Here is a 25038-nt window from a genome sequence, read left to right on the forward strand (position 1 = left end):
TATTCCGGTTGCTGCTACTTGTCTTCTCATCAGAATTCAGAAGTTTATCCTGATACTACGGGTTCTCGGGGGTTTCTTTTTCAGGTACTTCATCATCATCATCATCACCATACAGCGTTTCCACAACATCAGATTTTATTCCTATTTCATTAAGATATTTAGAAAAAACCTCGGTCTGTCCGTGCGTTACATGAACAATCTCCGCTTCCGTAGCTTTGATAGCCTGTAAAAGCCCTTTCCAATCGGCATGGTCACTCATCGGAAAACCTGCATCCGCGCTTCGCCACCGTCTTGCACCACGAACCTGCATCCATCCTGAGCAGATGGCTGTGGCTGCATCAGGAATTTTTTTGATTACGTTACTGTCCAGCAAAGCAGGCGGAACAATAACGATATCGCCCTGAACGTGTTTTATATTTTCTCTGAAATCCGGAATTTCATAATCGGGAAGTTCAATTCCAACTTCTTCAAAAGCGATATTGAGTTTCCCGATAGAATAGTGAACATGAATTTTTCCCAATCCTTCCACGGCTTTCATAATCCGCTGGGCTTTACCCAGTGAATATCCGATAAACACGGAAGTCTTTTGATTTTCTTTGTTTTTTAACACCCAGTTCTGCATTTTTTTGTTTAAATCTTCCACCTCCAGCCAGTTGTAAATCGGAAGTCCGAAGGTACTTTCGGTAACAAATTCATTACAGGTAACCAATTCAAACGGGGTACTCAATCCGTCATCCTGAACTTTATAGTCGCCGGAAATAACCGATACATAGCCTTTATATTCCAAACGGATCTGTGCCGAACCTATAATGTGACCTGCAGGATGAAGGGACAGTTTTACACCGTTCATATTGATGACCTCTCCATATTCAATGCTCTGACATTCGATATCCGGTGAGATCCGGCGGTGCAATATGGGCTTTGTAAAATGATGACAAAGATATTTTTTCATGCCCCATCGCGCATGATCTGCATGTCCATGGGTAATAACTGCGAGATCCACAGGTCGCCAGGGATCAATATAAAATTTTCCCTGCGGACAGTAAATACCTTTATTTGTAAATGTGATAAGTTTCAAGGATATGATGTAATTTGATTACCTTTCACAGTTCAAAAAGCTGACCAAACCGGTGTAAAACCACAAAAAAAGGAGCTGCTGATACAACTCCTTCTGTTCCGGGATTTATGGAATAATCTTTTCTTCTCTCAGCTTCTTAAATAAATCAATAAATGAATCTTCTGTACTCTGAAACGCTGTAAAACCCGATTTCCGGCTTTTCGTCATATCCGTCATTACTTCCAGCGGTCTTCCCAGATCCAGATCGGTATGCCATGCAGACGCCAGCCGGTGTAATTTTTCTTCCTTTAAATGATATTTTAAAGCAATATCCTTCCACACTTCAGCATCCTTTTCCATTTCTTTTTCCAGAGGTCTTATCGGATCGCCAAAACCTTCTGCTTCAATACCAAACCAGTCTGCAATCCTTTGCCAAAGCCATTTCCATCTGAAAATATCACCATTGGTAATATTATAAGCCTGATTTCTGGCGGATTCTGTAGTAGAAGCCCATAATATCTGTTTTGACAATATTCGGGCATCGGTAACATCGGAAATACCGTTCCACTGTTCCGGAGATCCCGGCCAGATAAATTTTCTGCCCGTTTCTTTACAGATACTGGCATACACTGCTAATGTTGTTCCCATGTTCATTAGATTTCCTACAGCGTACCCGATCACTGTATGCGGCCTGTGGATGCTCCAGGTAAATCCGTCTCTTTCTGAAGCTTTGTAAACCTCATCTTCCTGCGCGTAATAAAAATTGGGAAGCGGGAGACGTGGGTGTTCTTCTCTGACCGGCGTCTCAGGCAGGGTTCCGCTTTTGGCATAGGCATCAAATGGTCCCAGATAATGCTTGAGCCCGGTAACCAAAGCGACATGCTGTACCGATTTTTTCGGAGCTACAACATTCAGCAGGTTTCTGACCAGGGCACTGTTCACGCGGATATTCTCATCTTCCGTATCATTACGCATCCAGGTGGTAAAAAAAATATGCGTAGGTGAAATATGTTCCAGGGCTTCAACAAGACTTTGCTCATTCAGCAGATCTGCCTTTACAGATTGCAGTCCTTCTATATTATTATCGGGATTTCTGGACAGTCCATAGGTAATCCAACCTTGTGAAATCAATTCCTGAGTGAGATTACTTCCTGTAATTCCCGTAGCACCGACGACCAATGCAATATTTTCCGTATTTTTCATTCTATAAAATTTCTATTGTAAAATTATGAATGGCAGCTATTAAAATACTTGATCCAGATCATGGGTTTTGATTGATATGGATCATGGAACAGAGATTGAAAGTTTAAAGTTTTAGGTTTAAATTACTGTGTATTGAGATCTTCGATTTCTGTTTATTTTTTCAGGGAAAGCTTTTTACGGATTCTGCTGACGGTTTCCGGAGCAAGTCCAAGATAAGAAGCGATCAGATTATGGGGAAGCCTTCTGATGAGTTCAGGATTATTTTGCGCCAGCTGGGAATATTTTTCTTCAGCAGTATAACCACTTGAAACGATCAGGCGATAATCTTTTGTGACCAAACTGTTTTGATACAGGATTCTGAAATACCGGTCCATCACAGGAATCTGCAGCATCATTGTATCGTAATCGTCACGGCTGATCAGTAAAAGTTCGGTTTCTTCAACAGCAGTAATGTTGAGGACGGCCTGTTCCTGATTGATGAAACTGTTAAAATCTGAAATCCACCATCCTTCTAACGCAAACATATTGATGTGCTCATTTCCTTTTTCATCCGAAAAAAAAGATTTAAGCAGACCTTTACTTACAAAAGACAAATGTCTGCATACATCACCTTCCTGCAGCAAATATTGTTTTTTCCGCAGTTTTTTTGAAATAAAGAACGATGCAAGCCGGGCTTCCTGAACTTCACTCAAATCAACTTTGTTTTTTATATGGGCAATGAGGACTTCAAACATCAGAATAATTTGTTTAAAAATATTGTTTTCTAAACTTAAGGTATACTGCTTACAGGATGTGATTTAAAAAATTTATTATTGCGTTTTTTCGGGGTTATATTTTTCATAAAACCAAAATAATCCGAACAGATAAAAGGAATGCAGGAGTTGTGCTTCGATGGCAGACCAGTTTTCAACGGAGCTGCTTCCTAAGATAAGGATGCTCATGACAGCCAGAGAGGCATACAGGGTATATTTAATTTTAAATCCAATCAGCATTAAAATTCCTAAACCAGCTTCCAGGACCGGTAACAGGTAACTGAAAGGAATGATCAGGAAGTCCGGAATGGCAGATTTCTCCATAGAAGCTGTCATCCAATCACTGAATACTGAAAGTTTCGGAATTCTTACCAGCCCGTGTCCTGCCAATGAAACGGCAACGGGCAATCTTAAAAAGAAAAATGATGTCTTAAAATCTTTCATGAGTATCTGTTTTCTGGTGTTTCCACCGTTTAATTAAATCCCCGTCTTTTCCCGACAGTGGATCATAGGAAGGTTTGGGAACCTTTTGAATGTGCCGGAGTGAAACTGTATAGTGATCTTTTTCCTCTTTGATCAAATCGGGCTTCATGCCATCCGGATAAGCTCCCACTACCGTAAAATCATCAGAATGGGAGAGACACCGGTGACCGACTCCTGCCGGAATCACGATCATATCCCCTGAAGAAATTTCTATTTTCTGACCGTTCGGTCCTCCCATCTGAACTTCTGCAGATCCTGAAAAACACCCAGCACCTCGTGGGTATTGCTGTGGTAATGATGAAAAGAATATATTCCCCCGCGCCAGGAATTGGACCAATTGTTTTTTCGGAATATATTCTCCAGAAATTCGGCTCCGGCGGTACCGCGTTCTGCAAAGGCATTACGATATACCAGCAAAGGATACGGACTGTTGGGAATAATTCCGTCGTCTTCGAAAAAAAACTCTTCAGGAGTAAAGGACAGTTTCTTCATAGCATGTATTTTAAATATAAAGAACCGATGCAAAATCAAAGGCACCGGTTTTACAGATGTTTTCTATCTGTGATTATTTTTCAGATAATTAATGATTCCCATGACATCATCTTTTCCGAAGCCTTCATCATGGGCAGCCTGATAGGTTTCCATCAGTGTTTTGGACAGGGGAAAATCTGCCCCGGCATTTTTTGCCAGGAGAACATCCTTTAACATCAGATCAAGAGCAAATGCCGGCTCGTAATCGTCATTAATCAGGAGTGGTGTTTTTACTTTTGTGGCACCGCTGCCACTAGCGCTTTCATTTATTATTTCAAGAATTTCTTTTCTGTCGATCCCCAGTTTATCAGAAAGTAAAACCGTTTCTGCGAGTCCCTGATATAAAGCTGAAATAAAATAGTTTACCGCGAGCTTGGCAGCAATTCCTTTTCCGTTTTCACCCAGGTGCCTGATTTCTTTTCCCAATATCTTCAGATAGGGAAGTGCTCTTTGTACATCTTTCTCTTCACCGCCTGCCATGATCATTAAAGTACCTTCTGATGCGGGCTTTGTGCTTCCGGCTACGGGCGCATCGATGAATGAGGCTTCTTTTATTTTAACAGCTTTTGAAATTTCACTGCTCGTTTCAGGTGAAATAGTACTCATATCAATAAATAGTTTTCCGGTAATATCCGAAGCTAAAACCTCTTCGTAAATCGCTTTTACAGCATGGTCATCCGTGAGCATCGTAAAAATGATATCACTGTTTTTCAGCAGGTCAGAAACTGAACTGCAGACGCTGGACCTTTCTTTAAAATCTTCTGCCTTCTCTGCTGTTCTGTTGTAAACGGAAAGAGTTAATCCTGCTTTCTCAAGATTTTTGGCCATCGGATGACCCATATTTCCAAGACCTGCGAATCCTATTTTTTCTGTATTCATATTATTTTTCTGTTTTTAATTTTACTGACTTTTCAGTTTTTTCATAAACTCGGTAACGGCCGGTCTGAATTCTTCAAACAATGGATGTTGTCTATTTTTAAGCATTACTTCTGTAAAGAGTTTCAGACCCAGTGAAAATTCATGAGCGGTCTGTTCACTGTCAAATATCTTATTTGATTTTACGCTTTCAATAATCTGAAACAAATCGTCATGGTTGTCAAAGTCAAAATCCAGTGTTTTCTGACCCTCTGACCCGTCCTTTAATGATAATTCCTGAAGTTGGAGATGGTATTGGTTATTTCTTTTTTCCATTTTTCAATTATGAGTTACATTTAATAAAAATGATTGACCAGATCATCAATACCGGCCAATTCTTCCTGGCTCAGATTAATCTCAATTGCTTTTGCATTCTGCACCGCCTGATCTGCATTTCTGGCACCGGCCAAAGCAATGGTAATTCCCGGCCTTTCAATAGTCCATCGTAGAACCAGTTGTCCCAAAGTAGCGCCATGAGCATCGGCAATGGGCTTGATTTTATTTAAAAGAGCATTGGTGCGCTCAATAAATTCAGGTTGGAAATGTTTGTGAGTGGCCCTGTGATCTCCTTCCTGGAACTGATATCCATTGTGAATTTTTCCGGTCAGTAAACCTCTCTCCAAAGGACTGTACGCTAAAACCGATTTGTTATTTTCAATACAGTAAGGAACGGTTTCTTCCTCTACTCCGCGATTGACCATGCTGAAAGGAATCTGGTTAGAAACTAAGGTTAATGTCTTTTCCGCTTCTGCCAATTGTTGAGCATTGTAATTACAGACACCGGCATACCGGACTTTTCCCTGCTCAATTAATCTTGAAACCGCTTCGAAAGTCTCGTCAATCGGCGTTGTAGAATCCGGCCAGTGGATTTGGTACAGATCAATGAAATCTGTCCCTAATCTTTTCAGACTCTGTTCGCACTCATACATGATGCTTTCTTTACCTGCGAATTTGTAAACGTCAATGGCTTTTCCGCTGTTATCGTGGCTGTGCATGGCAAAATCTCCCTTCGCAAGATCCCATCTCATTCCGAACTTGGTTAAAATCTGAACTTTATCCCGCGAAATTCCTTTGATTGCTTTCCCTACAAGCTCTTCACTGGTTCCCTGTCCATAGATCGGAGCCGTATCGATAGAGGTGACGCCGACATCATACGATGACTGAATCGCTTTTACAGCCTCGTTTCTGTCAGTACTTCCCCACATCCATCCACCGGCAGCCCATGCTCCGAAAGTGATTGCCGATACTTCCAAATCGCTGTTTCCTAATGTTCTGTATTCCATAGGTGTATTCTGTATATGTATTTAATTTCTGTTGAGTAGCGCATAAATCACAAAGTCTTAGATATCATATCCGACCTTGATATTGAAATGATCATGACAAGAAAGTATTCGTTACATTTTCGTTCCCATGCTTCCTGATTTACCGGAGCTTAATACTGCAAAAAATAAACCGTAAATATTATAATGATATTTAATCTGACTCACTTCCTGAATAGGAATTAATCCGACCTGGTAAAATTTCATACCCCGACAGTTTTAAAAACAATAAAACTTCCCGAAATTTACGGCAAAATAAAAGTAATGAAGATCATCGATATTGAAAACTGGAACAGAAAAGAACATTTCGAATTTTTCTCTAGGATGGCCAGTCCGTATTTTGGATTTACCACTGAAGTGGACTGTACAACAGCTTATGAGAAGGCTAAAAAAGATGGACATTCCTTTTTTGCGGCGTACCTTCATAAATCTATGCTTGCAATTAATTCAGTAAACGAATTAAAGCTTCGTATTCTGGATAACCGGGTTGTTTTGTACGACATCATTCATGCCGGAACTACCATCGGACGGGCAGACGGTACTTTTGGATTTGCTTTTGTCCGCTTTTCTGAAAATTTTGAGATCTTCAATGCCGAACTGCAGAAAGAAATAATGGAGGTCCGTAACTGTTCCGGCCTCAGAATGAATAATGGGGAACTGGGTAAAGACCTGATCCGGCATTCTACCATTCCATGGAACTCTTTCAGTGCTTTGCTTCATCCGACACCGTTGGATAAAACCGAATCTGTCCCGAAAATTACATTTGGAAAATTCAGCGTGCGTGACGGCAAAAAGTTTCTGCCTGTTTCCGCAGAGGCTCACCATGGACTGGCAGACGGCTTTCATCTGGCAAAATATTTTGAAGAATTTCAGAAACAGCTTGACCTTTAGGAACACATTACGGGAAACCGTAAAGGATATTTTTTAATCTTATCTAAATTTGGTGCAAATATATTAGTATCTTAGAATCTGATTTTAACAATCGGAACGCTTGAACTCATATCAACCATAACTCAATTTTATTTAAGAATGCCCGGTCATATTCCCCCATATGAAAATGATGACTTTATTACAGATGTTTCCGGAAATAAGGATACTCCGATTGATTTTGGAAATTCTGCTTTTTCGGAAGTTTTCAGTAGAGACCAGAATGCTGCTGTTCCGCAAAACCCGTCTCAAAACAGTCCGGATTCCTGGAAAGTTGGGAAGAAATATAGACGGAAACTTAATCTTTCAGAACATCAGGTTGACATCCTTGACCAATTAAGATTTACAGAAAATGTTTTCAACGAGATCGACTATTGCAGGATTCAGATTTTAAAGCAGTTTTTAAGAACGACAGAATATCTTCATAAATATTGTATTCCCGTTAATAAATCCTATGCGACCGTCATCGACGAATTATCTGAAATTATCGTTGTCCTCCAGTACAATTACAGGAAGGAGAGCCTGAATTATAAATATACCTATGATTCAGTTAAAGGGGAAATTTTCAATCATATTTTAAAATTGTGTGAAAATAATGTCCGCGAATTTTACGGAATAAAAAGGAAAATCAGCACTGATTTTCCATACACCCATCCTGATATTCTCGAGAAGTATCATAAAAAAATCGTTTCTAAAGTTGAGGTGTTCCTGACCGAAAATCAATACCAGATCCTGGATGCAGATGCGAAAACCAATATTATTCTCAACGAAAATAATACGAACAGATGGAAATCCCGATTTGATCTTATCAGGCAGGATTACACGAATCCGTTTGCTTTTGAAAGAGAAATTTTCAGGCTGGCGGATGTGAATATTAAAAATCCCTCAGTGGAAACCATATTTTTTGAAGCTTCAAAATTTGCCGCCGATTTAGATAAAAACTGTGCGTTGAGACTCTACATCCATTACCTGGACAAATCTCTTCTGATGCAATCTGATAATAAGCAACTGGCGAAAGCCATTCAGAAAAGTTTATTTTCTACCCCTGAACAGATTAAGGATTTTGAAAGAATACTGAACGATTTTACGGCAACCCGAAATCTGGAAGCGGCCATAGAAGCCGTGAATCATTTTTATCTTCCTAAAAGAAAAAAAATAATGATAGACCGGGCGGCTATTGAAAATGTTCAGAAGCTGGATTCAGAAGTATCCCAAAAGCTTACGGATCTGCTCAGTGATCATGAAGATGAAAGTATTTCCATTACTGTTGAAGAGGCGAAAAATGAAAATGAAATTATTTTTAACATCGAAAATAAAAGCCAGGACATCAGGGCTTCAAAATATCTTGAGGAGTTCAGTTTTACAGCCATACAAAAAGAAATTTTAGAGATATTTGAAAAGCACAGTTTTACGGTGCTGCAAGCCGATTTTTCCGATTTTTTAAAGTCCAGAAAACTGTTTATCGCTTCCAGTATCGACAGCATTAATGATGTCTGTTATGAAGTTCTTGATGATATCTTAATCGAAGAAGAAGATGAATATTTTACCATTAATCCCAATTATTATAAACAACTTTTAAATCATGATTGATCATATTAAACCGAAAGAAGCTACTTCCATTATAAATTCCCTCATCGGCGGTGTTGTTCCGAAAACCGGAGTCCAGCATATAACGGTAGGCCGTTCGGAAGAAGTGAATGCCTTCATCAGCGCTCTGGAGGATGTTAAAAACGGACACAGCATTGTAAAATTCTGGATCGGAGATTTCGGAAGCGGAAAATCTTTTATGCTCCACCTTTTGAATACCGTAGCTCTTAAACAAAAATTCGTCGTTGCCAATGCGGATTTCACCCCGGACAACAGACTGTATGCGAATGACGGGAAGAGTGTGATCCTGTATTCGGCGATCATGGATAATATTGCGATACAAACGAAACCTGAAGGAGGTGCTCTGCCGACATTACTTGAAAAATGGATCGAGCAGGTCATTACAAAAACAGCTGAAGAAAACGGGATCTCGTTATCGGAAATCAGAAATGAACAGTATCTGAACCTGATCCGGAATTCAATTATGAAGACAGTGAATGAAATTACGGAAGTCGGTGGTTTCGATTTCGGATCTGTAATTGTAAAATATTATGAAGGATACATTAAAAATGATGAACTGCTGCGCAGGAATGCCCTAAAATGGCTGAAAGGAGAATATAATACCAAAACGGAAGCGAGGCAGGATCTTGGCGTGCGGGAAATCATAAATGATTCTAATTATTATGATATGCTGAAAAACTTCTGCAAGTTTTTTGTGAGCATGGGCTACAGCGGCTTTATGATCAATTTGGATGAAGCGATCAATCTTTACAAAATTTCTACGCGTGCGGTCCGGGAAAAAAATTATGAAAAAATATTATCTATTTATAACGACTGCTTTCAGGGAAAAATCTCCAATCTTTTCATCAATTTTGCCGGAACAAAAGAGTTTCTGGAAAATGAAAGGAGAGGACTTTTCAGTTACCAGGCTTTAAAATCAAGACTGGAAAGCAATAAATTTGAAACCCTGGAGATCAGGGATTTTGCCCAACCCGTCATTAAACTAACTCCGCTTGATCACAATGAAATTTTCGTTCTTCTTAAAAAATTAAAACTGATTTTCGATTTTAATTATAAGACTGAAAGTAATATTTCTGATCATGAGATTTCATCTTTTATGGAAGAAATATTCAATAAACCGGGTGCTTCCGAGTTCCTTACGCCACGGGAGGTAATCCGGGATTTCCTGAATATCTTAAACATCATCAGGCAGAATCCGAATGTCGACAAAAGACAGCTTTTCGGGGAAATTGAAATTTCCGACGAGAGACCCGATGAGAAGCCTTTTGAAATGAATATTGAAGAAATATGACCTCATTTGACATGCTTTCTGCGCCTATCAGGAAATATATTTATGACAAAGGATGGGGCCGTCTGAGACCTATCCAGGAGGCAGCCATTCAGAGAATTATACCCACGGACAACAATTACGTTTTAATATCAAGAACAGCTTCAGGTAAAACGGAGGCTGCTTTTCTGCCTATTTTATCGAAAGTTAATTTTAGGGAACAAGGCGTAAAAGTATTGTATATTTCCCCATTGATCGCATTGATCAATGATCAGTTTCTTCGGGTGGAGAAGCTTTGTGAATATCTGGATGTTCCGGTAACCAAATGGCATGGAGAAGCCGCTAAAGGAGCCAAAGAAAAACTTCTTAAACATCCGGAAGGCATTGTACTCATCACACCCGAATCCCTGGAGGCAATGTTTGTGAATAAACCGTACCAGATTAAGCATCTGTTTGCCAACCTGGAATATGTGGTGATTGATGAGATCCATTCTTTTCTGGGCTCGGCCCGGGGAACTCATTTACAGTCTTTACTAAGCCGTCTGCAGAATATTAACAGTAGAAAATTCTGTATTGTAGGACTTTCTGCAACGGTAAGTGATGTTAACAGATATATCGAACTGAAAGAATTTCTTGGAGATCCGGAAAATACAAAAATTATCCGCGATAAAACGCCTAAACCCATCAATGCTGTTTTCAGATATTTTGCAAGTAAATCCCCCGATCTTTCTTCTGATCTTCTGAACGATGTATATGTAAGCACGAAGAACAGCAAAACTCTTATTTTCCCGAATGCGAGGGGGAGAGTGGAAGAAGTTGCCGTAGGGCTTAAAAAAATTTCAGATAGGCTGGGTGGACATCAGAATTATTTTTCCCATCATTCCTCCGTAGATAAGGAAGTCCGCGAATATGTGGAGTTTTTTGCCAAGAACAGTTCTGTTCAGAACTTCTGTATTTCCTGTACCTCAACATTGGAATTGGGTATTGATATCGGAAATGTAGACGAAGTGGTACAGATCGACGCGACCCACAGTATTGCCTCTCTGATCCAGCGAGTCGGACGCAGCGGAAGGCGTGAAGACAGAGCAAGCAATCTCTTTCTTTATGCGACAGATCCCTGGAGTCTGCTGCAGTCAGTCGCCTGCTGGCTATTATATCAGGAACAGTATATAGAGCCAATTTCGGTCAATAAAAAGCCGTATGATGTCCTTTTGCATCAGATATTATCTATAGTAAAGGCACATTCAGGCATGATGTTTTCCGAACTTTTAGAAGAAATCTGTGCGAATTCCACTTTTTCACGAATTGAAAAAAATGATATAGAAGCCATTATCAGACATCTGGCTGAAACAGATTTGCTTGAGAAAATAGGAAATGAATATATCATTGGCATTGAGGGTGAAAAACTGGTGAACAATAAAGATTTCTACAGTCTCTTTCAGACCCCGGTACTTTTTAAAGTGTCCTGTCAGGGAGTGAAGATCGGGGAATTACCTTTGTCGCCTCAGGTACGGATAGATGAAAATGTTTATCTGTCTGCAAAGATCTGGAAGATAAAGGATATTGATTATGAAACCAAGAAAATAGAAGTTATCCCCGCAAAGGACGGTAAAAAACCGATCTTTTCCGGTGATCCGGCAGATACAGTCCATAAGATCAGGGAAAAAATGCTGGAAATCATACTTGCGGAAGATCAATACGATTTTCTGGATGTTGCAGGTCAAGAAACGATCCGGGAATTAAGAAAATACTTTTCCGTTTTTGAGGTAAAAAATCCGGAGACAGAACGGATTGTGCATCATGGTCAGACGAACAGTACTTTTTACACTTTTACCAGTTCGAAGATAAACAGAACGTTGAGTTTTATGATGGACAGTGTTGGAGTTGAGCATCAGATTCACGACAACAGCAGCAGTATGATTATAAAAAGTACAGATGGTGATTTTGCAGGCGTTTTGGAGGGTATTCATCTGGATGAGATCACTACCGATCAGATGCTGGAGCAACTGATTCAGGAAAAACCTGCAATGTTAGATTTTTCAAAATGGGCGAAATATCTTCCTTTACGTTATCAGGCAAAGCTGCTGAAGGAAAGTTATTTTGATTTTGAAGGCTGCCATGCTTTTCTGAAAAACCTCAATTTCGTAGAAAATTAATACAATAGCTTTAACTGAAAATTGTTAAAGCTATTTGTTTCTATAGCTACCGGTATCATACATTTTGTTAAAAACCCTATCAGTAGGTATTGTTTAACCCTCCATCCAGAGGAATACCGGCTCCGGTGAGATAAGAAGCATAATCAGAAGCTAAGAACGCGACCAGATGACCGTATTCTTCAGGTTTTCCCAATCTTTTCATAGGAATTTTATCTTCACGTGCTTTTTTTATTTCTTCTACGGATTGATTATTCTGCTCAGCTTCGTGATCGATCAGTTTTTTAATTCGTTCCGTATCAAAATATCCGGTCAGAACAGTATTGACCGTAATATTATATTGCGCGACTTCGTTGGCCAGTGTTTTTGCCCAGGCTGCCACTGCCGAACGGATAGAGTTGGATAGCACCAGGTTATCAATCGGCGATTTTACCGACAGCGAAGAAACATTGATAATGCGCCCGTGATTTTGTCTGATCATATGAGGCAAAGCTAAATTGGTAGTTTCACACACAGTTTTAAAGACCAGGTCAAAAGCTTTCTGATAATCATCAACATTTTTTTTCAGCGCTACCCCAAGCTCCGGGCCATTGGTATTATTAACCAGAATATCTACCTGATTATTTCTAAAATATTCCGAGATGACCTTTTTATAACTTTCAAAATCTGAAAAATCCGTCACCAGATACTGATGTTTTTGTTCCTCAGTGATAATGGGTAAGGAAGCGACAAAATTTTTCAATTTCACTTCATTTCTGGCCATAACGGTAACATTGGCCCCGCACTTCGCCAGTTCTGTTGCAATTCCGGCCCCGATTCCCTGTGTCGCAGCGCCTACCAATGCATTTTTCGATATCAATTGAATATTCATGAATGTAGATTAATGATTTAAATATACTTTCTAATTTAATCAAAATAAATGACAACGGGTGAACTTACGGTTGTAATGACAGAGGTTTTACTCAAAGCGTTATCCTAAAGACGATACAGATAGATATAGACAGGCTTTCTGCTTCGCAATAATTCTGATCTATATAATTTATTAATCGAAGCTGTTTAAACTTTTCTATTATCACAAAGGAGATCCGAAAGATTTCTAAACACTTAAGTTAATTTAGGTATATACTTTACGCAAAAGAAGTACACGTAAGTTTTTTTGAAAATCTTTGATTTTCATCTAATGTGAACTTTATTTCTGCGGTCTTTTTTAAAACTTTCTAAAGTGTACTTAAGTGTGAGACAGTAAGTACCACACACCGCTACCGCGCGAATCCTTTCACCGCTGCCGCACAATCCCTGCTACCGCACGAATCCCTTCGTGTGGTTGTCTGAAGTACACGTAAGTTTTTTGAAAATCTTTGATTTTCTTCTGAAGCACACTAATTCTGCGGTATTTTCTTCCCTAAAGAGTCCTTTAACGAAAGTTTCTCCCACTGGCAAACGGTTTTCAGCCGTTTATAATGATCTGAATTATTTTTACCAAGTCAAACTTCGTAGAAAATCCTTTTTTTCCTCTGCTTAGATGGTAAAATCCATTTCTCTATTTTATCTTTGCTAATGAGTTCCAGATAGTTATTCGTTTACATTGCAATCCAAAATTGCTAATTTTCTCGGAACTCTTTTTTTCTGAATAAGTTTAAACAACCTCGTCATTAAACCAATGTCATAAGCATATTAAAATTTAAAATCAATCAGAACTTTTCAATTAAATTTTTACAATTTGTACTAATTTTGCGTTTATTTTAACTCACAAAATTTATTCATGCAGGAATCTCCCTCCCGTATTTCGCGCACTGTAATCTGGCTTATGGCTGTTATTTCCGGACTTGTAGTGGCCAATAACTATTACAATCAGCCTTTATTGGGGCTTATTTCCAAAGATTTAAATGTTTCTGAAAGTGCAGCCGGCAGAATTTCTGTACTTACGCAGATCGGTTATGCAACCGGATTGTTGCTGATTGTTCCCTTGGGAGATAAATTTTTCCGTAAGAAATTAATCCTGACTGATCTGTTTTTAGTATTTGGGTCATTGCTGTGGATGACATTTGCGACTCAGTTATGGATGCTGTATGCCGCAAGTCTGCTGATCGGAGTAACGTCTGTAATTCCTCAGCTATTTATCCCGATCGCCGCTGAGCTGTCTTCTGATAAAGAAAAATCTTCCAATATCGGGACCGTGATGTCGGGACTGTTACTGGGAATTCTTTTATCAAGATTTATCGGCGGAATTGTAGGAGATGTCTGGGGATGGAGAGCAATGTTCGGAATTGCCTCAGGGATCATGATTCTGGTATGGTTTGCCGTGTACAGAATGTTACCAGAAATGCAGCCTAATTTTAAAGGGACGTATAAAGAATTAATGCGCTCTGTAGGGCACCTGGCCAGGACACAGCCTATTTTACAGCTCGCTTCATTCCGGGGAGCGATGGCATTCGGATCAATGTGTGCTTTGTTTACCACGTTGGTATTTCATATGGAAAAACCACCGTTCAATGCCGGAGCATCGGTGGTTGGAAGTTTTGGACTGGCCGGAGCGGTGGGCGCACTGGCTGCTGCAAAGGTTGGGAAACTGCAGAAATTTCTGAATATAAACCGGATTATATCGTACTCCCTGCTGGTTGTTCTGGGAAGCTGGGCTTTCACTTATTTTGCAGGAGAAACTTATTGGGGATTAATTGTGGGCGTTATCCTTGTGGATTTAGGCGTACAGTCGAGCCACATTATGAATCAGACCAATTATTTCTTAATTAAATCCAATGCCGTAAACCGGTTGAATACGGTATATATGGTCTGTTACTTTATCGGTGGATCATTAGGAACGCTGCTGGCTTCGATCGGATGGCAGTATGCACAATGGGACGGGGTCTGTTTCGTCGGAGCATTATTTGGGGTACTGGCTCTGATTGCTCATCTCCTTTTCAGTAGTAGAGTTAATAAGGAAAAAGCAAGCCGGATTTGAGGCCTGATCATAATTAAACTGCTTTTACCTTCAAATAAGCATGTCGTATCGGTTCGGAAAAACAATACTATTTGGCTGCTGTCAGGAGATGTACTAACTTTGATAATGCTTAAAATAATAGCGAATCTTAAATAAAACATTCATTAACAGGTTTATAATAAGAATAGAATGAAAGTAGAAATATGGTCGGATGTAATGTGTCCGTTCTGTTATATAGGAAAAAATAATTTTGAGAAGGCTCTGGAGAAATTGCCTTTTAAAGATCAGATCACGGTAGAGTGGAAGAGTTTTCAGCTGGATCCTTCACTGGATCCTACAAAGACTCAGAATACCCTTGAGTATTTTAAAGAAAAAAAAGGGTTTCCAGATGCGCAAGCCCAACAGATGATCGGGCAGGTTGCACAAATGGGAAAAGGAGCCGGAATTGATTTTAACTTTGAAAAAGCCCTTATCACAAACACTTTTGCAGCACATAAGCTTTTGCACTTAGCCAAAAAATACGACAAATCCAACGAAATGGAAGAAGCACTCTTTGTCGCTCATTTCATTAACGGGAAAAATATTGGTGATCTTTCAACCCTGGTTTCTCTGGCAGAATCTTTAGGTATTGACAAGGAAGAAGCAGAGAGAGTGCTGACTTCGGATGAATTTAATGATGATATCAATCAGGATATCAGTGAGGCAGGAGCACATGGTGTAACAGGCGTTCCTTTCTTTATACTGAACGGAAAATATGCCGTGTCGGGAGCTCAGCCTGTTGAACTCTTTGAAAATGCACTTCAGCAAACGTATAACGAAACAGTTTCTCCGCTGAAAGACCTTTCAGGCGGTGACCAATCCTGTAACGCAGACGGATGCAGCATATAATATTTCAGACTTATGATAAAAATAAACGAAGAACTTAATTTTTCCGTTGATGATACGCTTTTTGTGTTCGCGCTGGATTCCGAAGCAGGCAAGGTTTTTAATGATAAGAATAAGCTGATTACAGGCATCGGTAAGGTGAATGCAGCGATGGAACTTACCAAAGAAATCTATTCCAGAAGACCAAAACTGATTGTCAATCTCGGATCCGCAGGAAGTAAGGGCTTCAGCAAAGGTGACGTGGTATGCTGTACAAAATTTATCCAGAGAGATATGGATGTCCGCGGGTTGGGCTTCAAACTGTATGAAACTCCTCTTTCAGGGGTTCCCGTAGTTCTGGAATATGGACTGAAAATGGAAAATCTCAAAGAAGGGATCTGCGGCAGCGGTGACAGTTTTGAGATGAACCACTCTGAAACGGTTTACAATATTGTAGATATGGAAGCTTATCCTTTAGCACTCATTGCCATGAAAGAAAATATTCCTTTTCTGTGTCTAAAATATATCTCGGATGATGCAGGAAGTGATGCAGCAGAAGACTGGGCAATACAGGTTCACCTGGCTTCCGAAGCTTTTAAAAAAATATTATTCTCATAAATATTAATAAAAATCCTGAAGAAATTTCAGGATTTTGTTTTCTGTCTGTATTTTTACATTTCAATTATCGTCTATGAAAGTCAGTTTCTGTAAACCTGTTGATCCTGTTCTTCAAAAATACCTGGAAGGTTACTATTTTATGGCTAAAGATGAGTCTCACAAGACTCTCAGATATCTTACCTTTCCGGATAACTATTTTATCGTATCAGCCTGCAGGAATGCATCTGTCATTCAAAAGAGAGCAGGGCTGGAAATTCATGAGTCCGCCTCGGATAATCTGATGATTGATTTTGTCTCTCAATGTTCTGTACCCACAGAAATTTTTTATCGGAATATGATTGATGAAGTGACGGTTTACTTTAAACCTTTAGGGATGTATCAGTTTTTTGAAGCAGATTCTACAGCGGGTCTCAGGGATAAAATTCAGAATTCCGATTTCAGAGACCGTATGGTCCAAATTCTAAACGAACAGGACAGAAATAAGCAGATACAGCTGCTGGAAGAATACTGGCTCTCAAAATTCAGGCCCAGAAGTATGATGTTAGCCTTTGCCATAGCAGCTGATTTAGATTCAGCACTCAACATTGGAGAAATTGCTGCTAAAAATAAGATTACCCGGCAATATGTTAATAAAATTTCCAGGAAGTATTTGGGCAAACCCGCTTCCGAATACCGGAAGATTCAGAGATTCCGAAAGTCTCTCATCCCAAGTAAAAACGTCAGGAATCTCACCGAACTTTCTTATGATAATCTTTTTTATGATCAGTCTCACTTTATTAAAGATTTTAAAGAACTCACCAGAATAAGTCCCCGGAAATTCTTTGAAAATGTAAATACGGAGCAGAATAACATCTGGCTTTTTATTTAAGTTTCCATTTTTACAATTTACTTTTTTGTAATTACTTTAACTTTGCTGAAACGATTATATAGAGTATATAAAATTTTGATTACTTATTTTCGATAATCTTCTAAAAAACGCTTTGTTTTGCCTTGCAGTTAATAATTGCCAGAGCTTAAAAAAATACCGCGAATAGAAGATAAGCCGAATACCTACGCTTATAGACGTATACAAGACCAGCCTCTGTTTTTATCAGTGAAACCGGTAAAAGTAATTGTAGCGATAAATAAAGACAGAATTAAATAGATCCGGAATAAGAATTTTATGAATACATAAGCACAAGAAATATAAAAATGACATCAATTATCACGAAAAAAGCCAGCATTGAAGATCTGGAAACCGTACAGAAAATCGGTATTGAAACTTTTAGGGAAACCTTTTCACAAGAAAATTCACAGGAAGCCATGCAGGAATATCTTGACCGAAGTTTTGCAACGGAAAAAGTAATGAATGAGTTAAATAATCCCGACTCTTATTTTTTTATCGCTTGGGAAGAAGATACCCCCGTAGGATATCTTAAAGTCAATTCCGGTGATGCCCAGACGGAACTTCAGGATGAGAAGGCATTGGAAATAGAGAGGATTTATGTAAAAAGCAGCCACCAGGGCAAAAAAATAGGTCAGATTCTTTATGACAAAGCCTGCGAAACCGCTGCAAATCTCAACAAAAGCTACCTTTGGCTCGGAGTTTGGGAAGAAAACCACAAAGCTTTACAGTTTTACAGGAAAAATGGATTTGTAGAGTTTGATAAACACATTTTCCGATTGGGTAACGAAGAACAAACCGATCTGATGATGAAGAAAATTTTGGATTAAAAATAAACCGGTCTAATAGAATTCTTTGACAGATTTATGCTGAAATTACTTTTTTCTTAATCCGATCCTTATTCAGTAAAGCTAAAGTGATGATCCCTACCGTAAATTCTATTAATGCACTTCCCCAGTAAATACTTTTTACTCCAAAATACAACGGCAGGATCAGCATTAGGGGAATAAATAAAATCAGCTGCCTTAAAAAGACCAGAAAGCTTGCGTTTTTACTGTTATTTACAGCAGGATAATAGGAAAGAGCCAGTACGGTAACCGGCAGCAGGGGAAGTATGGAAAAAAATAACCTGAAATCCAGAATCTGGCCTGCATCTGCAATATATCCGGGTAACATTAAACCAATGAGCTGCTGCGGAAGAAATAAAGCAATCATAAAAAAAGGAAACAAAACCGCAACTCCCGCCAGAATATAGGTTTTTAAAAATTTCCTTGCCCGTATATTATTTCCTGCTCCGTAATTAATTCCGATAACAGGCTGTAAGCCACGCATCAGACCAAATAAGGGAGTCATTAAGAACAGAAAAAACCGGTTTACGACCGTGAAGAAGGAGAGGTCACTCTCTGTTCCGTAACGTGCAATTGCATTAAAAATAATAATACTCTGCACAACACTCATCACCGACAAGACCATTTCCGGAAGTCCCAGTTTCAGTATTTTTTTTCCTGTGTCTAGCTTCATTGAAACGGAATTCCAGTGAGTTTTGAACGTGCTTTTTCCCTTAGCATAATACAAAATTCCGAGTCCGGTGTAAATGATCATCCCGATATTCGTTGCCCAGGCCGCTCCCTTTACACCCATTTCCAATGTTGAAATAAAGACAGGCTTCAGAATAATATCAATGACAAGACCTGCAGCAATCATCTTCGCTGCCGTTTTCATTTTTCCCTCCGCCCGGATCAGCATATTGAGCGCCAGTCCGTAAATCCAGAAAACCGCTCCGATGACAGTGGCTCTGAAATAGTCGACAGCAATTGCCTGAAGTTCTCCTTTTGCTCCCATCATTGCCATTAATTCATGTGCATAGATATAAGCCGGAAGGGTACAGATCACAGAGAATAATAAACACAGAGCATTGAAGTTTCCGAATAAATGATAAAGCTTATTCTCCTCATTTTTACCAATCCACATACTTACCGCTGCTCCGGCTCCCGTTCCCACCCATCTTCCGAACCCTAAAACAATCTGGGACAGGGGATAAGCCATCCCAACGGCTGCGAGAGCTTTCGTGTCGACTAAATATCCTACGAAAAGTGCATCCAGAAAATTATTAATTCCGTATAAAACAATCGCCGCAACGGCAGGCCATGAAGTTTCCCACATGACCTTTTTTAAATCTCCCGTTAAGATGAATGTTTTGCGGTCCACAGCTCCGAAGTATTAAATTGTTGAAAGGCAATTCGCTTTTCTACTTTATAAATTTCTTTCCCGGCCAAAGAATTAATGATCATCGCATTTCTGTAAGCACCCATTCCCAGGTCCGGTGTTACAAAACCATGGGTATGAAGCTCCGCATTCTGTACATAAATACTCTTTTTGTGATCGACGGTATAGTAACGGCTTACTTCAAAAAGCCTGTCTTCTGTTCTCTGAATCAAATGTTCGATTCCCTGCAAAAACTTAGGCTCTTTATACCTATATCCCGTTGCAAGAATCACATAATCTGAAATATTTGTGAAAGCAACATCATCCTGCAGATGGGTGAAACTTAACAGGTAAGAATTTCCTTCGGGGCTGATAGCATCCAGCCGGCAGCTGGGCTTTAATTCTACATTCAGCGGCGTATTACCAACGCTCATCTCGTACAGCGTATCGAATACTTCATTAATCAAATCAAAATTGATCCCTTTATAAAGCGGCGGTTGCTTTGCCAGTATGTTTTTACGCTGCTGCGGAGGCATCCGATAGAAATGATCTACATATTCCGGAGAAGTGAGTTCCAGTGTTAATTTTGAATATTCCATCGGGAAAAAACGATCCGCTCTTGTCAACCAATTTATCTTAAGCGTATTTTGGGTTTCCGGGAGCAGGTCCCGGAATATTTCCGCTGCACTTTGTCCTGAACCCACAATAGATACGGAAGCTGAGTTTAGAATGTCTCTTTTACGGTCAAGGTATGCCGAGGTATGCAGCACGTTCAGATAATTTTTACCCTCCATAAAATCAGGAAGATGAGGTTGTGTTCCGGTTCCCAGAACCAGGTTTCTGGCACAGTATTTTACAACATCTTTATTTCTTAAATCCAAAACTTCGATGGTGTAGATTTCCATAGTTTCATCGAACCTGATATGTTCCACCTTCTTTCCGAAAAGACAATTGGGTAACTGATCTGAAACCCATTGACAATACAGATTATATTCTTTTCGTAAGATGTAAAAATTTTCCCTGATATAGAATTTATACAGACGGTCGGTTTCCTTCAGGAAATTCAGAAAGCTGAATTTACTTTTAGGATCGGCCATGGTAACCAGATCGGCCATGAAAGGAACCTGAAGCGTAGCATGATCAAGCATCAGCCCGGGATGCCAGTCGAAACTTTCTGCCTGATCCAGAAATAAGGAGTCAACAGATTCCAAAGGCTGTAAGAGCGCTGCTAATCCTAGGTTAAAAGGACCGATCCCGACCCCGATGATATCGTATATTTTATTATTTTCCATTTTTTTTGTTTATAAATGTGGTTGTTTAAACCTTACAGGTTATTGAAACCTGTAAGGCTAATAATAGTTTAGCAGGTTCAGTCAGATACTTTTGCTTCAAATCTGCTTTCAGGACATTTTTCCCAATATCCCTCACGCGTACAGAAGGTCAGGTAAGCTGTTTTATGGGGCATTTCGATCACTCCTTCACGGGTATATCCTAATCTTGTGATGATTCTGTCCGTCGGAACAGCATCTACAGATGCCTCACCAATACATTTTCCCACTTCAGGCATCATGAAAATATAATCCAGTGCTACCTGAAAGGACTGAAAAGAGAATTTCTTATCCTTTTGAGTTTCTGCCACAAAAAAATGGGTGCCGTAATCTGTGGGAACAGATTCGTAATATGCCCCCACAATATCCCTCATCGGCCAGTAAGGCTCGAAACTGAATTGCGGAATACCGTTTACACAGCCTATGAAGCTGTGCTGTTCGTCACCCGGAAGAATGGTTCTGAACCAAAGCTCAAGATCTCTTTTAGGCCCGTCCATTTTCCAGAAAGGTTTGGCATGTTCCCTGTTAAACCATTCATGAACCATTTCAAAATCTTTTTCGATGTCGAAAGGGCGGATGCTGATGTTTACATTTTCTTCTTCAAAATATCTTGAATAAACAATATCCTTTGTTTGCGGTTTAATTAATTTATCCGAAAAGAAGTATTTATGTAAAGGATTCGGCGTATCCAGAAAAACAGCTGGATATTCCAGGTTTTCGTCTGCCTCATTGATGTTCCGGAGACTGGTGATGAGGTTCCCCTTCGTGTACCAGTTTCTTTTATGCAAAATATAGCTTACCAGCCCTGTTTCGTCCTCATCTTCAAGTTCTCTGAATGCTTTGTAGACCAGGTTGATTAATTTGCGTTCATCTGCCAACTGACAGCAGCCCAGCGCATTTACAACTCCTAAAATATTATTGGTCACCAGGTAATACGTATATTTAGGAGCCAGAGATTCTTCATCGATCATGGACTGACTCTCGTCCGCAACACCGGGAAGTGCTGCGGAAACCAGATCTTTCCGGCCTTCCCTGAAGAAAAACCCCTGATTATCCCGGAAGTAAACTTTCGCCGGGAAACCGGTCTTATCCAGTTCCAACATTACATTCTGCTGATGAAACTCGCACGCCAGTCCGTAGATATTCAGAATCCCGACAATGGGTCGTATGCAGATATGAAGATACTGCTTAAACCAGTCCAATGCAACCTGTTCGACGGGGAGATCAAGGTTTCCTGCTGCATTTTCTATAATATTCCGGAGTCTTGATGGCTGACCCAAAATCCCGTCCTGGCAAAGTGCTGCCAACAGCGTTACATTTTTACCTGTATTACTTCCATAAAAAGGATTTCTCCTGATGCTGATATTAAATCCGTTGATAATTCTGCCATTGAATTTTACTGCCATGAAGGCAGGATCTACCATAAATTCAATCTCCGGAAAATCTTTCTGTAAATTTTTCCCCAGTCGGTTTTTAACAGCCTGCTGATATCGTGACCACGGTGTAATTCCGGATATAAATTAATTCTCTCCGAATTTGTAATTTTTACATGCAGCGAAAATTTAAACATCCACGGGCTGTCTTCACTGTACACCGTTCTCACAGAGGAAGTAGGAGTGAAGTACTCTCCGTAATGCCCTAAAGCAAAAAGAGCTCCCTGTTCCTGCATGATCTGAACATCTTCCTGACTCAGTAGATGTTTGGCCTGCCAGGGGTGCATCGGAACAAGCTTATGATTCGGAAACCGGTCCCACAATTTCTGATGTTCGGGATTTAAAAGCAGATAGATTTTTTCTCCCAATTTTTTAGAAACAGGCTCCCCGTCAGCATTTTTTTCAATAATATTTTTACGATCGATTAAAAAGTAAAAAAGTTGAAACCGGCCCGATGTTTCCGGAGAATAGAGGAATAAATCCTGTCCGTTAAACCCCTGCCTGGATTTTGGAACAGGATGTAAAATATGTCCCAGAATAAGAGATCGTTCAGCTTCGATAAAAGACATCTCCAAATTGTTGACGGATTTATTATTTTCAGCCATATGCTTTAAATAGGCGTAAAGATTTTGGATACTGTTGTTCAGTCGGTCCATGACCGTTGAAGCCTCAATATCCTGATAGATCTTTTTTGAATATTCAGCAGTTAAAGCCATAAATCCGTAAATATCAACTTCAGAAACTTCATCCGTTTCGAGAACCCTTCTCAAGACCGGGAAATCAAAAAGATGTCTGCCGCTTTCTGAGAAATAAGTTACCGGAATATACACATCACATCCGATGGATGAAAAATCGATTCTGATATGAAGATCTGTCTGCGTCTTTCTTAAATTTTCAGCAATCGCCGGATCATATTCGGGAATTCCCAGGTAACGGCTCCAGTTGGTGAATTCTTTCATATAACAGTTGATCAGTGCTGTATAGCTGATCTTTTCTGCATATTCCTGCAGATTAATTGACTTCGGTGTATTCATGTCCGTATTGTTTAATGGTATTTAAAATAGTCCGAATATCTTCCATAGTGGTTAAAGGATTCAGAATAGTAAATTTTAAGTAAAACTGCCCGTTCACTTTTGTTCCTGCGACCAGGGCACTTCCTTGCTTATAGAGCCGGGATTTAATGAACGTATTAATTCTGTTCAGATCAAAGGTTTTAAAAGGATCGGCAGAATACCTGAACACCAGAGCCGAAATATCAGAACGGTTCAGAAGTTCAAAATACGGGTCATTTTCCAGTACTACCGCCGTCTGATGAGCGGTGTTAATAATTCTTTCAATATAATTTCCAAGTCCTTTTTTTCCGATAATTCTCAGGGTAAACCAAAGTTTTAATGCGTCAAACCGTCTGGTGGTCTGGATCGATTTATTAACCTGGTTCGGAATCTGATCTTCATCATGATCTTTTGGATTTAAATAATCGGCATAATGGGTAATTAAAGAGAAATAGTTTTTGTCCCTGACCAGAAATCCGCTGCTGCTGACAGGCTGGAAGAAAGATTTATGATAATCTACAGTCACAGAGTCTGCATCTTCAATTCCGTTGATCAGATGACGGTACTTGTCAGTAAGCAGCAATCCGCATCCGTAGGCTGCGTCCACGTGAAGCCACATCTGATACTTCTTCGCCATCGCTGCAATTGCGGTGAGCGGGTCAATAGTTCCAAAGTCAGTAGTTCCTGCTGTTGCAACAACGGCAATAGGAATATTTCCGCTTTCAATCTCTTTTTTTATCGCATCTTCCAGCAAAACAACGTTCATTCTGAAGGAACGGTCTGTTTTCACTTTCACAATGCTCTGTTCCCCAAGCCCTAAAATTGAGGCGCTTTTCTGAATGCTGAAATGGGACATCTCAGAAACAAATATTCTGAAATGACGTGCGTTTTCCGGCAATCCGTTTTTTCTGACAGGATGGCTGAAATGTTTGGCAGCATAATGATCCCGCGCCAGAAGCATTCCCATCAGGTTACTCTGAGATCCGCCACTGGTGAAGATTCCGTCTGAATTTTTCCCGTATCCGACTTCGCTGCAGGTCCATTCAATTAATTTCCGCTCCATTAATGTTCCTCCGGCACTCTGATCCCAGGTATCAAGGGAAGAATTAATAGAACTGATTAACATTTCTGCAGCCACTGCCGGAATAACGACCGGACAATTGAGATGAGCAATATATTTTGGATGATGAAAGGCTACAGCATGTTGTGTGTACAGTGTTCTTACTTCTTCGAAAACTTCATCGTAAGATTTCGGATCGTCGTTAAAGTTTATATCTTCGAATTGGTTCTTCAGTTCTTTCGGGGAAACTCCGCTGAAAGGCTGAATGTTTTCTTCCAGAAATGCAATCACACTTTCCTGTGCTTTCTGCATGACATTCTGATATTCGTGAATGTTGATATCACAGAATATTTTTTCCAGATTTGGGAAAAGGAGCTCCCTTTCCGAAACCTCATTTTCGGTAATAGATAAGTTCATAAAATACTGGATTGGTTTTTTTACT

25 protein-coding genes are annotated in these 25038 nt (G+C 39.8%); 9 read left to right on the forward strand and 16 right to left on the reverse strand.

Translation table 11 applies throughout. From position 1 onward, the window contains the following. Positions 1–55: 55 nt before the first annotated feature. The 10 genes from ODZ84_RS02260 to ODZ84_RS02305 form a co-directional block, all read right to left on the reverse strand. Positions 56–1078 carry a ligase-associated DNA damage response exonuclease gene (locus tag ODZ84_RS02260; RefSeq protein WP_266175391.1) on the reverse strand — a complete coding sequence of 341 codons (1023 nt, stop codon included), beginning with the start codon at positions 1076–1078 and terminating at the stop codon, positions 56–58. Between the two features lie 105 nt (positions 1079–1183). Continuing rightward, entirely contained in the window at positions 1184–2260 is a 1077-nt protein-coding gene (locus tag ODZ84_RS02265) for an SDR family oxidoreductase (protein ID WP_266175392.1), read from the reverse strand. 152 nt (positions 2261–2412) lie between these two features. Then, positions 2413–2994: a Crp/Fnr family transcriptional regulator gene (locus ODZ84_RS02270; RefSeq protein WP_266175393.1), complete on the reverse strand. Its 582-nt coding sequence runs from the start codon at positions 2992–2994 to the stop codon at positions 2413–2415. Positions 2995–3069: 75 nt separating this feature from the next. After that, a complete protein-coding gene (locus ODZ84_RS02275) occupies positions 3070–3456 on the reverse strand; it encodes a DoxX family protein (protein ID WP_266175394.1) in 387 nt (128 codons plus the stop codon). Then, the gene (locus ODZ84_RS02280; protein WP_266175395.1) at positions 3443–3733 is read right to left on the reverse strand and encodes a cupin domain-containing protein; all 291 of its coding nucleotides are present in this window, start codon (positions 3731–3733) and stop codon (positions 3443–3445) included. The genes ODZ84_RS02275 and ODZ84_RS02280 overlap by 14 nt, the downstream gene beginning before the upstream one ends. After that, positions 3706–3987 (reverse strand): cupin domain-containing protein, encoded by a 282-nt coding sequence (locus ODZ84_RS02285; RefSeq protein ID WP_266175396.1) that lies wholly within the window; start codon positions 3985–3987, stop codon positions 3706–3708. The genes ODZ84_RS02280 and ODZ84_RS02285 overlap by 28 nt, the downstream gene beginning before the upstream one ends. Before the next feature lie 63 nt (positions 3988–4050). Then, complete coding sequence (locus ODZ84_RS02290; RefSeq protein WP_266175397.1) at positions 4051–4905, reverse strand: NAD(P)-dependent oxidoreductase; 855 nt, start codon at positions 4903–4905, stop codon at positions 4051–4053. A 21-nt stretch (positions 4906–4926) separates the two neighbouring features. Beyond that, positions 4927–5217 carry a DUF3861 domain-containing protein gene (locus ODZ84_RS02295; protein ID WP_266175398.1) on the reverse strand — a complete coding sequence of 97 codons (291 nt, stop codon included), beginning with the start codon at positions 5215–5217 and terminating at the stop codon, positions 4927–4929. 20 nt (positions 5218–5237) lie between these two features. Then, entirely contained in the window at positions 5238–6224 is a 987-nt protein-coding gene (locus ODZ84_RS02300; protein WP_266175399.1) for an aldo/keto reductase, read from the reverse strand. Between the two features lie 111 nt (positions 6225–6335). Further along, positions 6336–6467 carry a hypothetical protein gene (locus tag ODZ84_RS02305; RefSeq protein ID WP_266175400.1) on the reverse strand — a complete coding sequence of 44 codons (132 nt, stop codon included), beginning with the start codon at positions 6465–6467 and terminating at the stop codon, positions 6336–6338. Between the two features lie 57 nt (positions 6468–6524). On the opposite strand from ODZ84_RS02305, the gene ODZ84_RS02310 reads away from it, so the two are divergent. The 4 genes from ODZ84_RS02310 to ODZ84_RS02325 all read left to right on the forward strand — a co-directional run bounded on the left by ODZ84_RS02310 (position 6525) and on the right by ODZ84_RS02325 (position 12218). Beyond that, positions 6525–7151, forward strand: a complete 627-nt coding sequence (locus ODZ84_RS02310) for a chloramphenicol acetyltransferase (protein ID WP_266175401.1) — start codon at positions 6525–6527, stop codon at positions 7149–7151. Positions 7152–7289: 138 nt separating this feature from the next. Then, on the forward strand, positions 7290–8777 hold the full coding sequence (locus tag ODZ84_RS02315; protein ID WP_266175402.1) for a tellurite resistance TerB C-terminal domain-containing protein: 1488 nt from the start codon (positions 7290–7292) through the stop codon (positions 8775–8777). Beyond that, complete coding sequence (locus ODZ84_RS02320; RefSeq protein WP_266175403.1) at positions 8770–10086, forward strand: ATP-binding protein; 1317 nt, start codon at positions 8770–8772, stop codon at positions 10084–10086. The genes ODZ84_RS02315 and ODZ84_RS02320 overlap by 8 nt, the downstream gene beginning before the upstream one ends. Further along, the gene (locus ODZ84_RS02325; RefSeq protein ID WP_266175404.1) at positions 10083–12218 is read left to right on the forward strand and encodes a DEAD/DEAH box helicase; all 2136 of its coding nucleotides are present in this window, start codon (positions 10083–10085) and stop codon (positions 12216–12218) included. Before ODZ84_RS02320 ends, ODZ84_RS02325 begins: the two co-directional genes overlap by 4 nt. Before the next feature lie 79 nt (positions 12219–12297). Here the strand turns inward: ODZ84_RS02325 and ODZ84_RS02330 are convergent, their stop codons facing one another. Continuing rightward, positions 12298–13086, reverse strand: a complete 789-nt coding sequence (locus ODZ84_RS02330; protein WP_266175405.1) for an SDR family oxidoreductase — start codon at positions 13084–13086, stop codon at positions 12298–12300. 891 nt (positions 13087–13977) lie between these two features. Here ODZ84_RS02330 and ODZ84_RS02335 point away from each other — a divergent pair. The 5 genes from ODZ84_RS02335 to ODZ84_RS02355 all read left to right on the forward strand — a co-directional run bounded on the left by ODZ84_RS02335 (position 13978) and on the right by ODZ84_RS02355 (position 18348). Beyond that, complete coding sequence (locus ODZ84_RS02335) at positions 13978–15174, forward strand: MFS transporter (protein ID WP_266175406.1); 1197 nt, start codon at positions 13978–13980, stop codon at positions 15172–15174. A 168-nt stretch (positions 15175–15342) separates the two neighbouring features. Further along, positions 15343–16041, forward strand: a complete 699-nt coding sequence (locus ODZ84_RS02340; RefSeq protein ID WP_266175407.1) for a DsbA family oxidoreductase — start codon at positions 15343–15345, stop codon at positions 16039–16041. 12 nt (positions 16042–16053) lie between these two features. Further along, positions 16054–16635 carry a 5'-methylthioadenosine/S-adenosylhomocysteine nucleosidase family protein gene (locus ODZ84_RS02345; protein WP_266175408.1) on the forward strand — a complete coding sequence of 194 codons (582 nt, stop codon included), beginning with the start codon at positions 16054–16056 and terminating at the stop codon, positions 16633–16635. A gap of 73 nt (positions 16636–16708) precedes the next feature. Continuing rightward, positions 16709–17503: a helix-turn-helix domain-containing protein gene (locus tag ODZ84_RS02350; RefSeq protein WP_266175409.1), complete on the forward strand. Its 795-nt coding sequence runs from the start codon at positions 16709–16711 to the stop codon at positions 17501–17503. A gap of 323 nt (positions 17504–17826) precedes the next feature. Beyond that, positions 17827–18348, forward strand: a complete 522-nt coding sequence (locus ODZ84_RS02355) for a GNAT family N-acetyltransferase (RefSeq protein WP_266175410.1) — start codon at positions 17827–17829, stop codon at positions 18346–18348. Positions 18349–18382: 34 nt separating this feature from the next. Here the strand turns inward: ODZ84_RS02355 and ODZ84_RS02360 are convergent, their stop codons facing one another. The 5 genes from ODZ84_RS02360 to ODZ84_RS02380 all read right to left on the reverse strand — a co-directional run bounded on the left by ODZ84_RS02360 (position 18383) and on the right by ODZ84_RS02380 (position 25013). Then, complete coding sequence (locus ODZ84_RS02360) at positions 18383–19726, reverse strand: MATE family efflux transporter (protein ID WP_266175411.1); 1344 nt, start codon at positions 19724–19726, stop codon at positions 18383–18385. Next, positions 19702–21015, reverse strand: coding sequence for a lysine N(6)-hydroxylase/L-ornithine N(5)-oxygenase family protein (locus ODZ84_RS02365; RefSeq protein ID WP_266175412.1), 1314 nt, complete (start codon positions 21013–21015; stop codon positions 19702–19704). The genes ODZ84_RS02360 and ODZ84_RS02365 overlap by 25 nt, the downstream gene beginning before the upstream one ends. Before the next feature lie 77 nt (positions 21016–21092). Further along, positions 21093–22457, reverse strand: a complete 1365-nt coding sequence (locus ODZ84_RS02370) for a GNAT family N-acetyltransferase (protein ID WP_266175413.1) — start codon at positions 22455–22457, stop codon at positions 21093–21095. Between the two features lie 11 nt (positions 22458–22468). Further along, complete coding sequence (locus tag ODZ84_RS02375; RefSeq protein ID WP_266175414.1) at positions 22469–23518, reverse strand: IucA/IucC family protein; 1050 nt, start codon at positions 23516–23518, stop codon at positions 22469–22471. Then, on the reverse strand, positions 23496–25013 hold the full coding sequence (locus tag ODZ84_RS02380) for a pyridoxal phosphate-dependent decarboxylase family protein (RefSeq protein WP_266175415.1): 1518 nt from the start codon (positions 25011–25013) through the stop codon (positions 23496–23498). Before ODZ84_RS02380 ends, ODZ84_RS02375 begins: the two co-directional genes overlap by 23 nt. Positions 25014–25038 lie beyond the last annotated feature (25 nt).

It is taken from the genome of Chryseobacterium fluminis (genome assembly GCF_026314945.1).
Taxonomy (GTDB): domain Bacteria; phylum Bacteroidota; class Bacteroidia; order Flavobacteriales; family Weeksellaceae; genus Chryseobacterium; species Chryseobacterium fluminis.

Excerpts from the sequence above, each read along its gene's own strand:
- ODZ84_RS02340 (WP_266175407.1), top strand. The coding sequence starts at position 15,343 with ATGAAAGTAGAAATATGGTCGGATGTAATGTGTCCGTTCTGTTATATA.
- ODZ84_RS02330 (WP_266175405.1), bottom strand. The coding sequence starts at position 13,086 with ATGAATATTCAATTGATATCGAAAAATGCATTGGTAGGCGCTGCGACA.
- ODZ84_RS02310 (WP_266175401.1), top strand. The coding sequence starts at position 6,525 with ATGAAGATCATCGATATTGAAAACTGGAACAGAAAAGAACATTTCGAA.
- ODZ84_RS02305 (WP_266175400.1), bottom strand. The coding sequence starts at position 6,467 with ATGAAATTTTACCAGGTCGGATTAATTCCTATTCAGGAAGTGAGTCAG.
- ODZ84_RS02335 (WP_266175406.1), top strand. The coding sequence starts at position 13,978 with ATGCAGGAATCTCCCTCCCGTATTTCGCGCACTGTAATCTGGCTTATG.
- ODZ84_RS02365 (WP_266175412.1), bottom strand. The coding sequence starts at position 21,015 with ATGGAAAATAATAAAATATACGATATCATCGGGGTCGGGATCGGTCCT.
- ODZ84_RS02345 (WP_266175408.1), top strand. The coding sequence starts at position 16,054 with ATGATAAAAATAAACGAAGAACTTAATTTTTCCGTTGATGATACGCTT.
- ODZ84_RS02270 (WP_266175393.1), bottom strand. The coding sequence starts at position 2,994 with ATGTTTGAAGTCCTCATTGCCCATATAAAAAACAAAGTTGATTTGAGT.
- ODZ84_RS02295 (WP_266175398.1), bottom strand. The coding sequence starts at position 5,217 with ATGGAAAAAAGAAATAACCAATACCATCTCCAACTTCAGGAATTATCA.
- ODZ84_RS02375 (WP_266175414.1), bottom strand. The coding sequence starts at position 23,518 with ATGAATACACCGAAGTCAATTAATCTGCAGGAATATGCAGAAAAGATC.
- ODZ84_RS02370 (WP_266175413.1), bottom strand. The coding sequence starts at position 22,457 with ATGGCAGTAAAATTCAATGGCAGAATTATCAACGGATTTAATATCAGC.
- ODZ84_RS02300 (WP_266175399.1), bottom strand. The coding sequence starts at position 6,224 with ATGGAATACAGAACATTAGGAAACAGCGATTTGGAAGTATCGGCAATC.
- ODZ84_RS02280 (WP_266175395.1), bottom strand. The coding sequence starts at position 3,733 with ATGGGAGGACCGAACGGTCAGAAAATAGAAATTTCTTCAGGGGATATG.
- ODZ84_RS02350 (WP_266175409.1), top strand. The coding sequence starts at position 16,709 with ATGAAAGTCAGTTTCTGTAAACCTGTTGATCCTGTTCTTCAAAAATAC.
- ODZ84_RS02285 (WP_266175396.1), bottom strand. The coding sequence starts at position 3,987 with ATGAAGAAACTGTCCTTTACTCCTGAAGAGTTTTTTTTCGAAGACGAC.
- ODZ84_RS02290 (WP_266175397.1), bottom strand. The coding sequence starts at position 4,905 with ATGAATACAGAAAAAATAGGATTCGCAGGTCTTGGAAATATGGGTCAT.
- ODZ84_RS02315 (WP_266175402.1), top strand. The coding sequence starts at position 7,290 with ATGCCCGGTCATATTCCCCCATATGAAAATGATGACTTTATTACAGAT.
- ODZ84_RS02275 (WP_266175394.1), bottom strand. The coding sequence starts at position 3,456 with ATGAAAGATTTTAAGACATCATTTTTCTTTTTAAGATTGCCCGTTGCC.
- ODZ84_RS02265 (WP_266175392.1), bottom strand. The coding sequence starts at position 2,260 with ATGAAAAATACGGAAAATATTGCATTGGTCGTCGGTGCTACGGGAATT.
- ODZ84_RS02320 (WP_266175403.1), top strand. The coding sequence starts at position 8,770 with ATGATTGATCATATTAAACCGAAAGAAGCTACTTCCATTATAAATTCC.
- ODZ84_RS02380 (WP_266175415.1), bottom strand. The coding sequence starts at position 25,013 with ATGAACTTATCTATTACCGAAAATGAGGTTTCGGAAAGGGAGCTCCTT.
- ODZ84_RS02325 (WP_266175404.1), top strand. The coding sequence starts at position 10,083 with ATGACCTCATTTGACATGCTTTCTGCGCCTATCAGGAAATATATTTAT.
- ODZ84_RS02355 (WP_266175410.1), top strand. The coding sequence starts at position 17,827 with ATGACATCAATTATCACGAAAAAAGCCAGCATTGAAGATCTGGAAACC.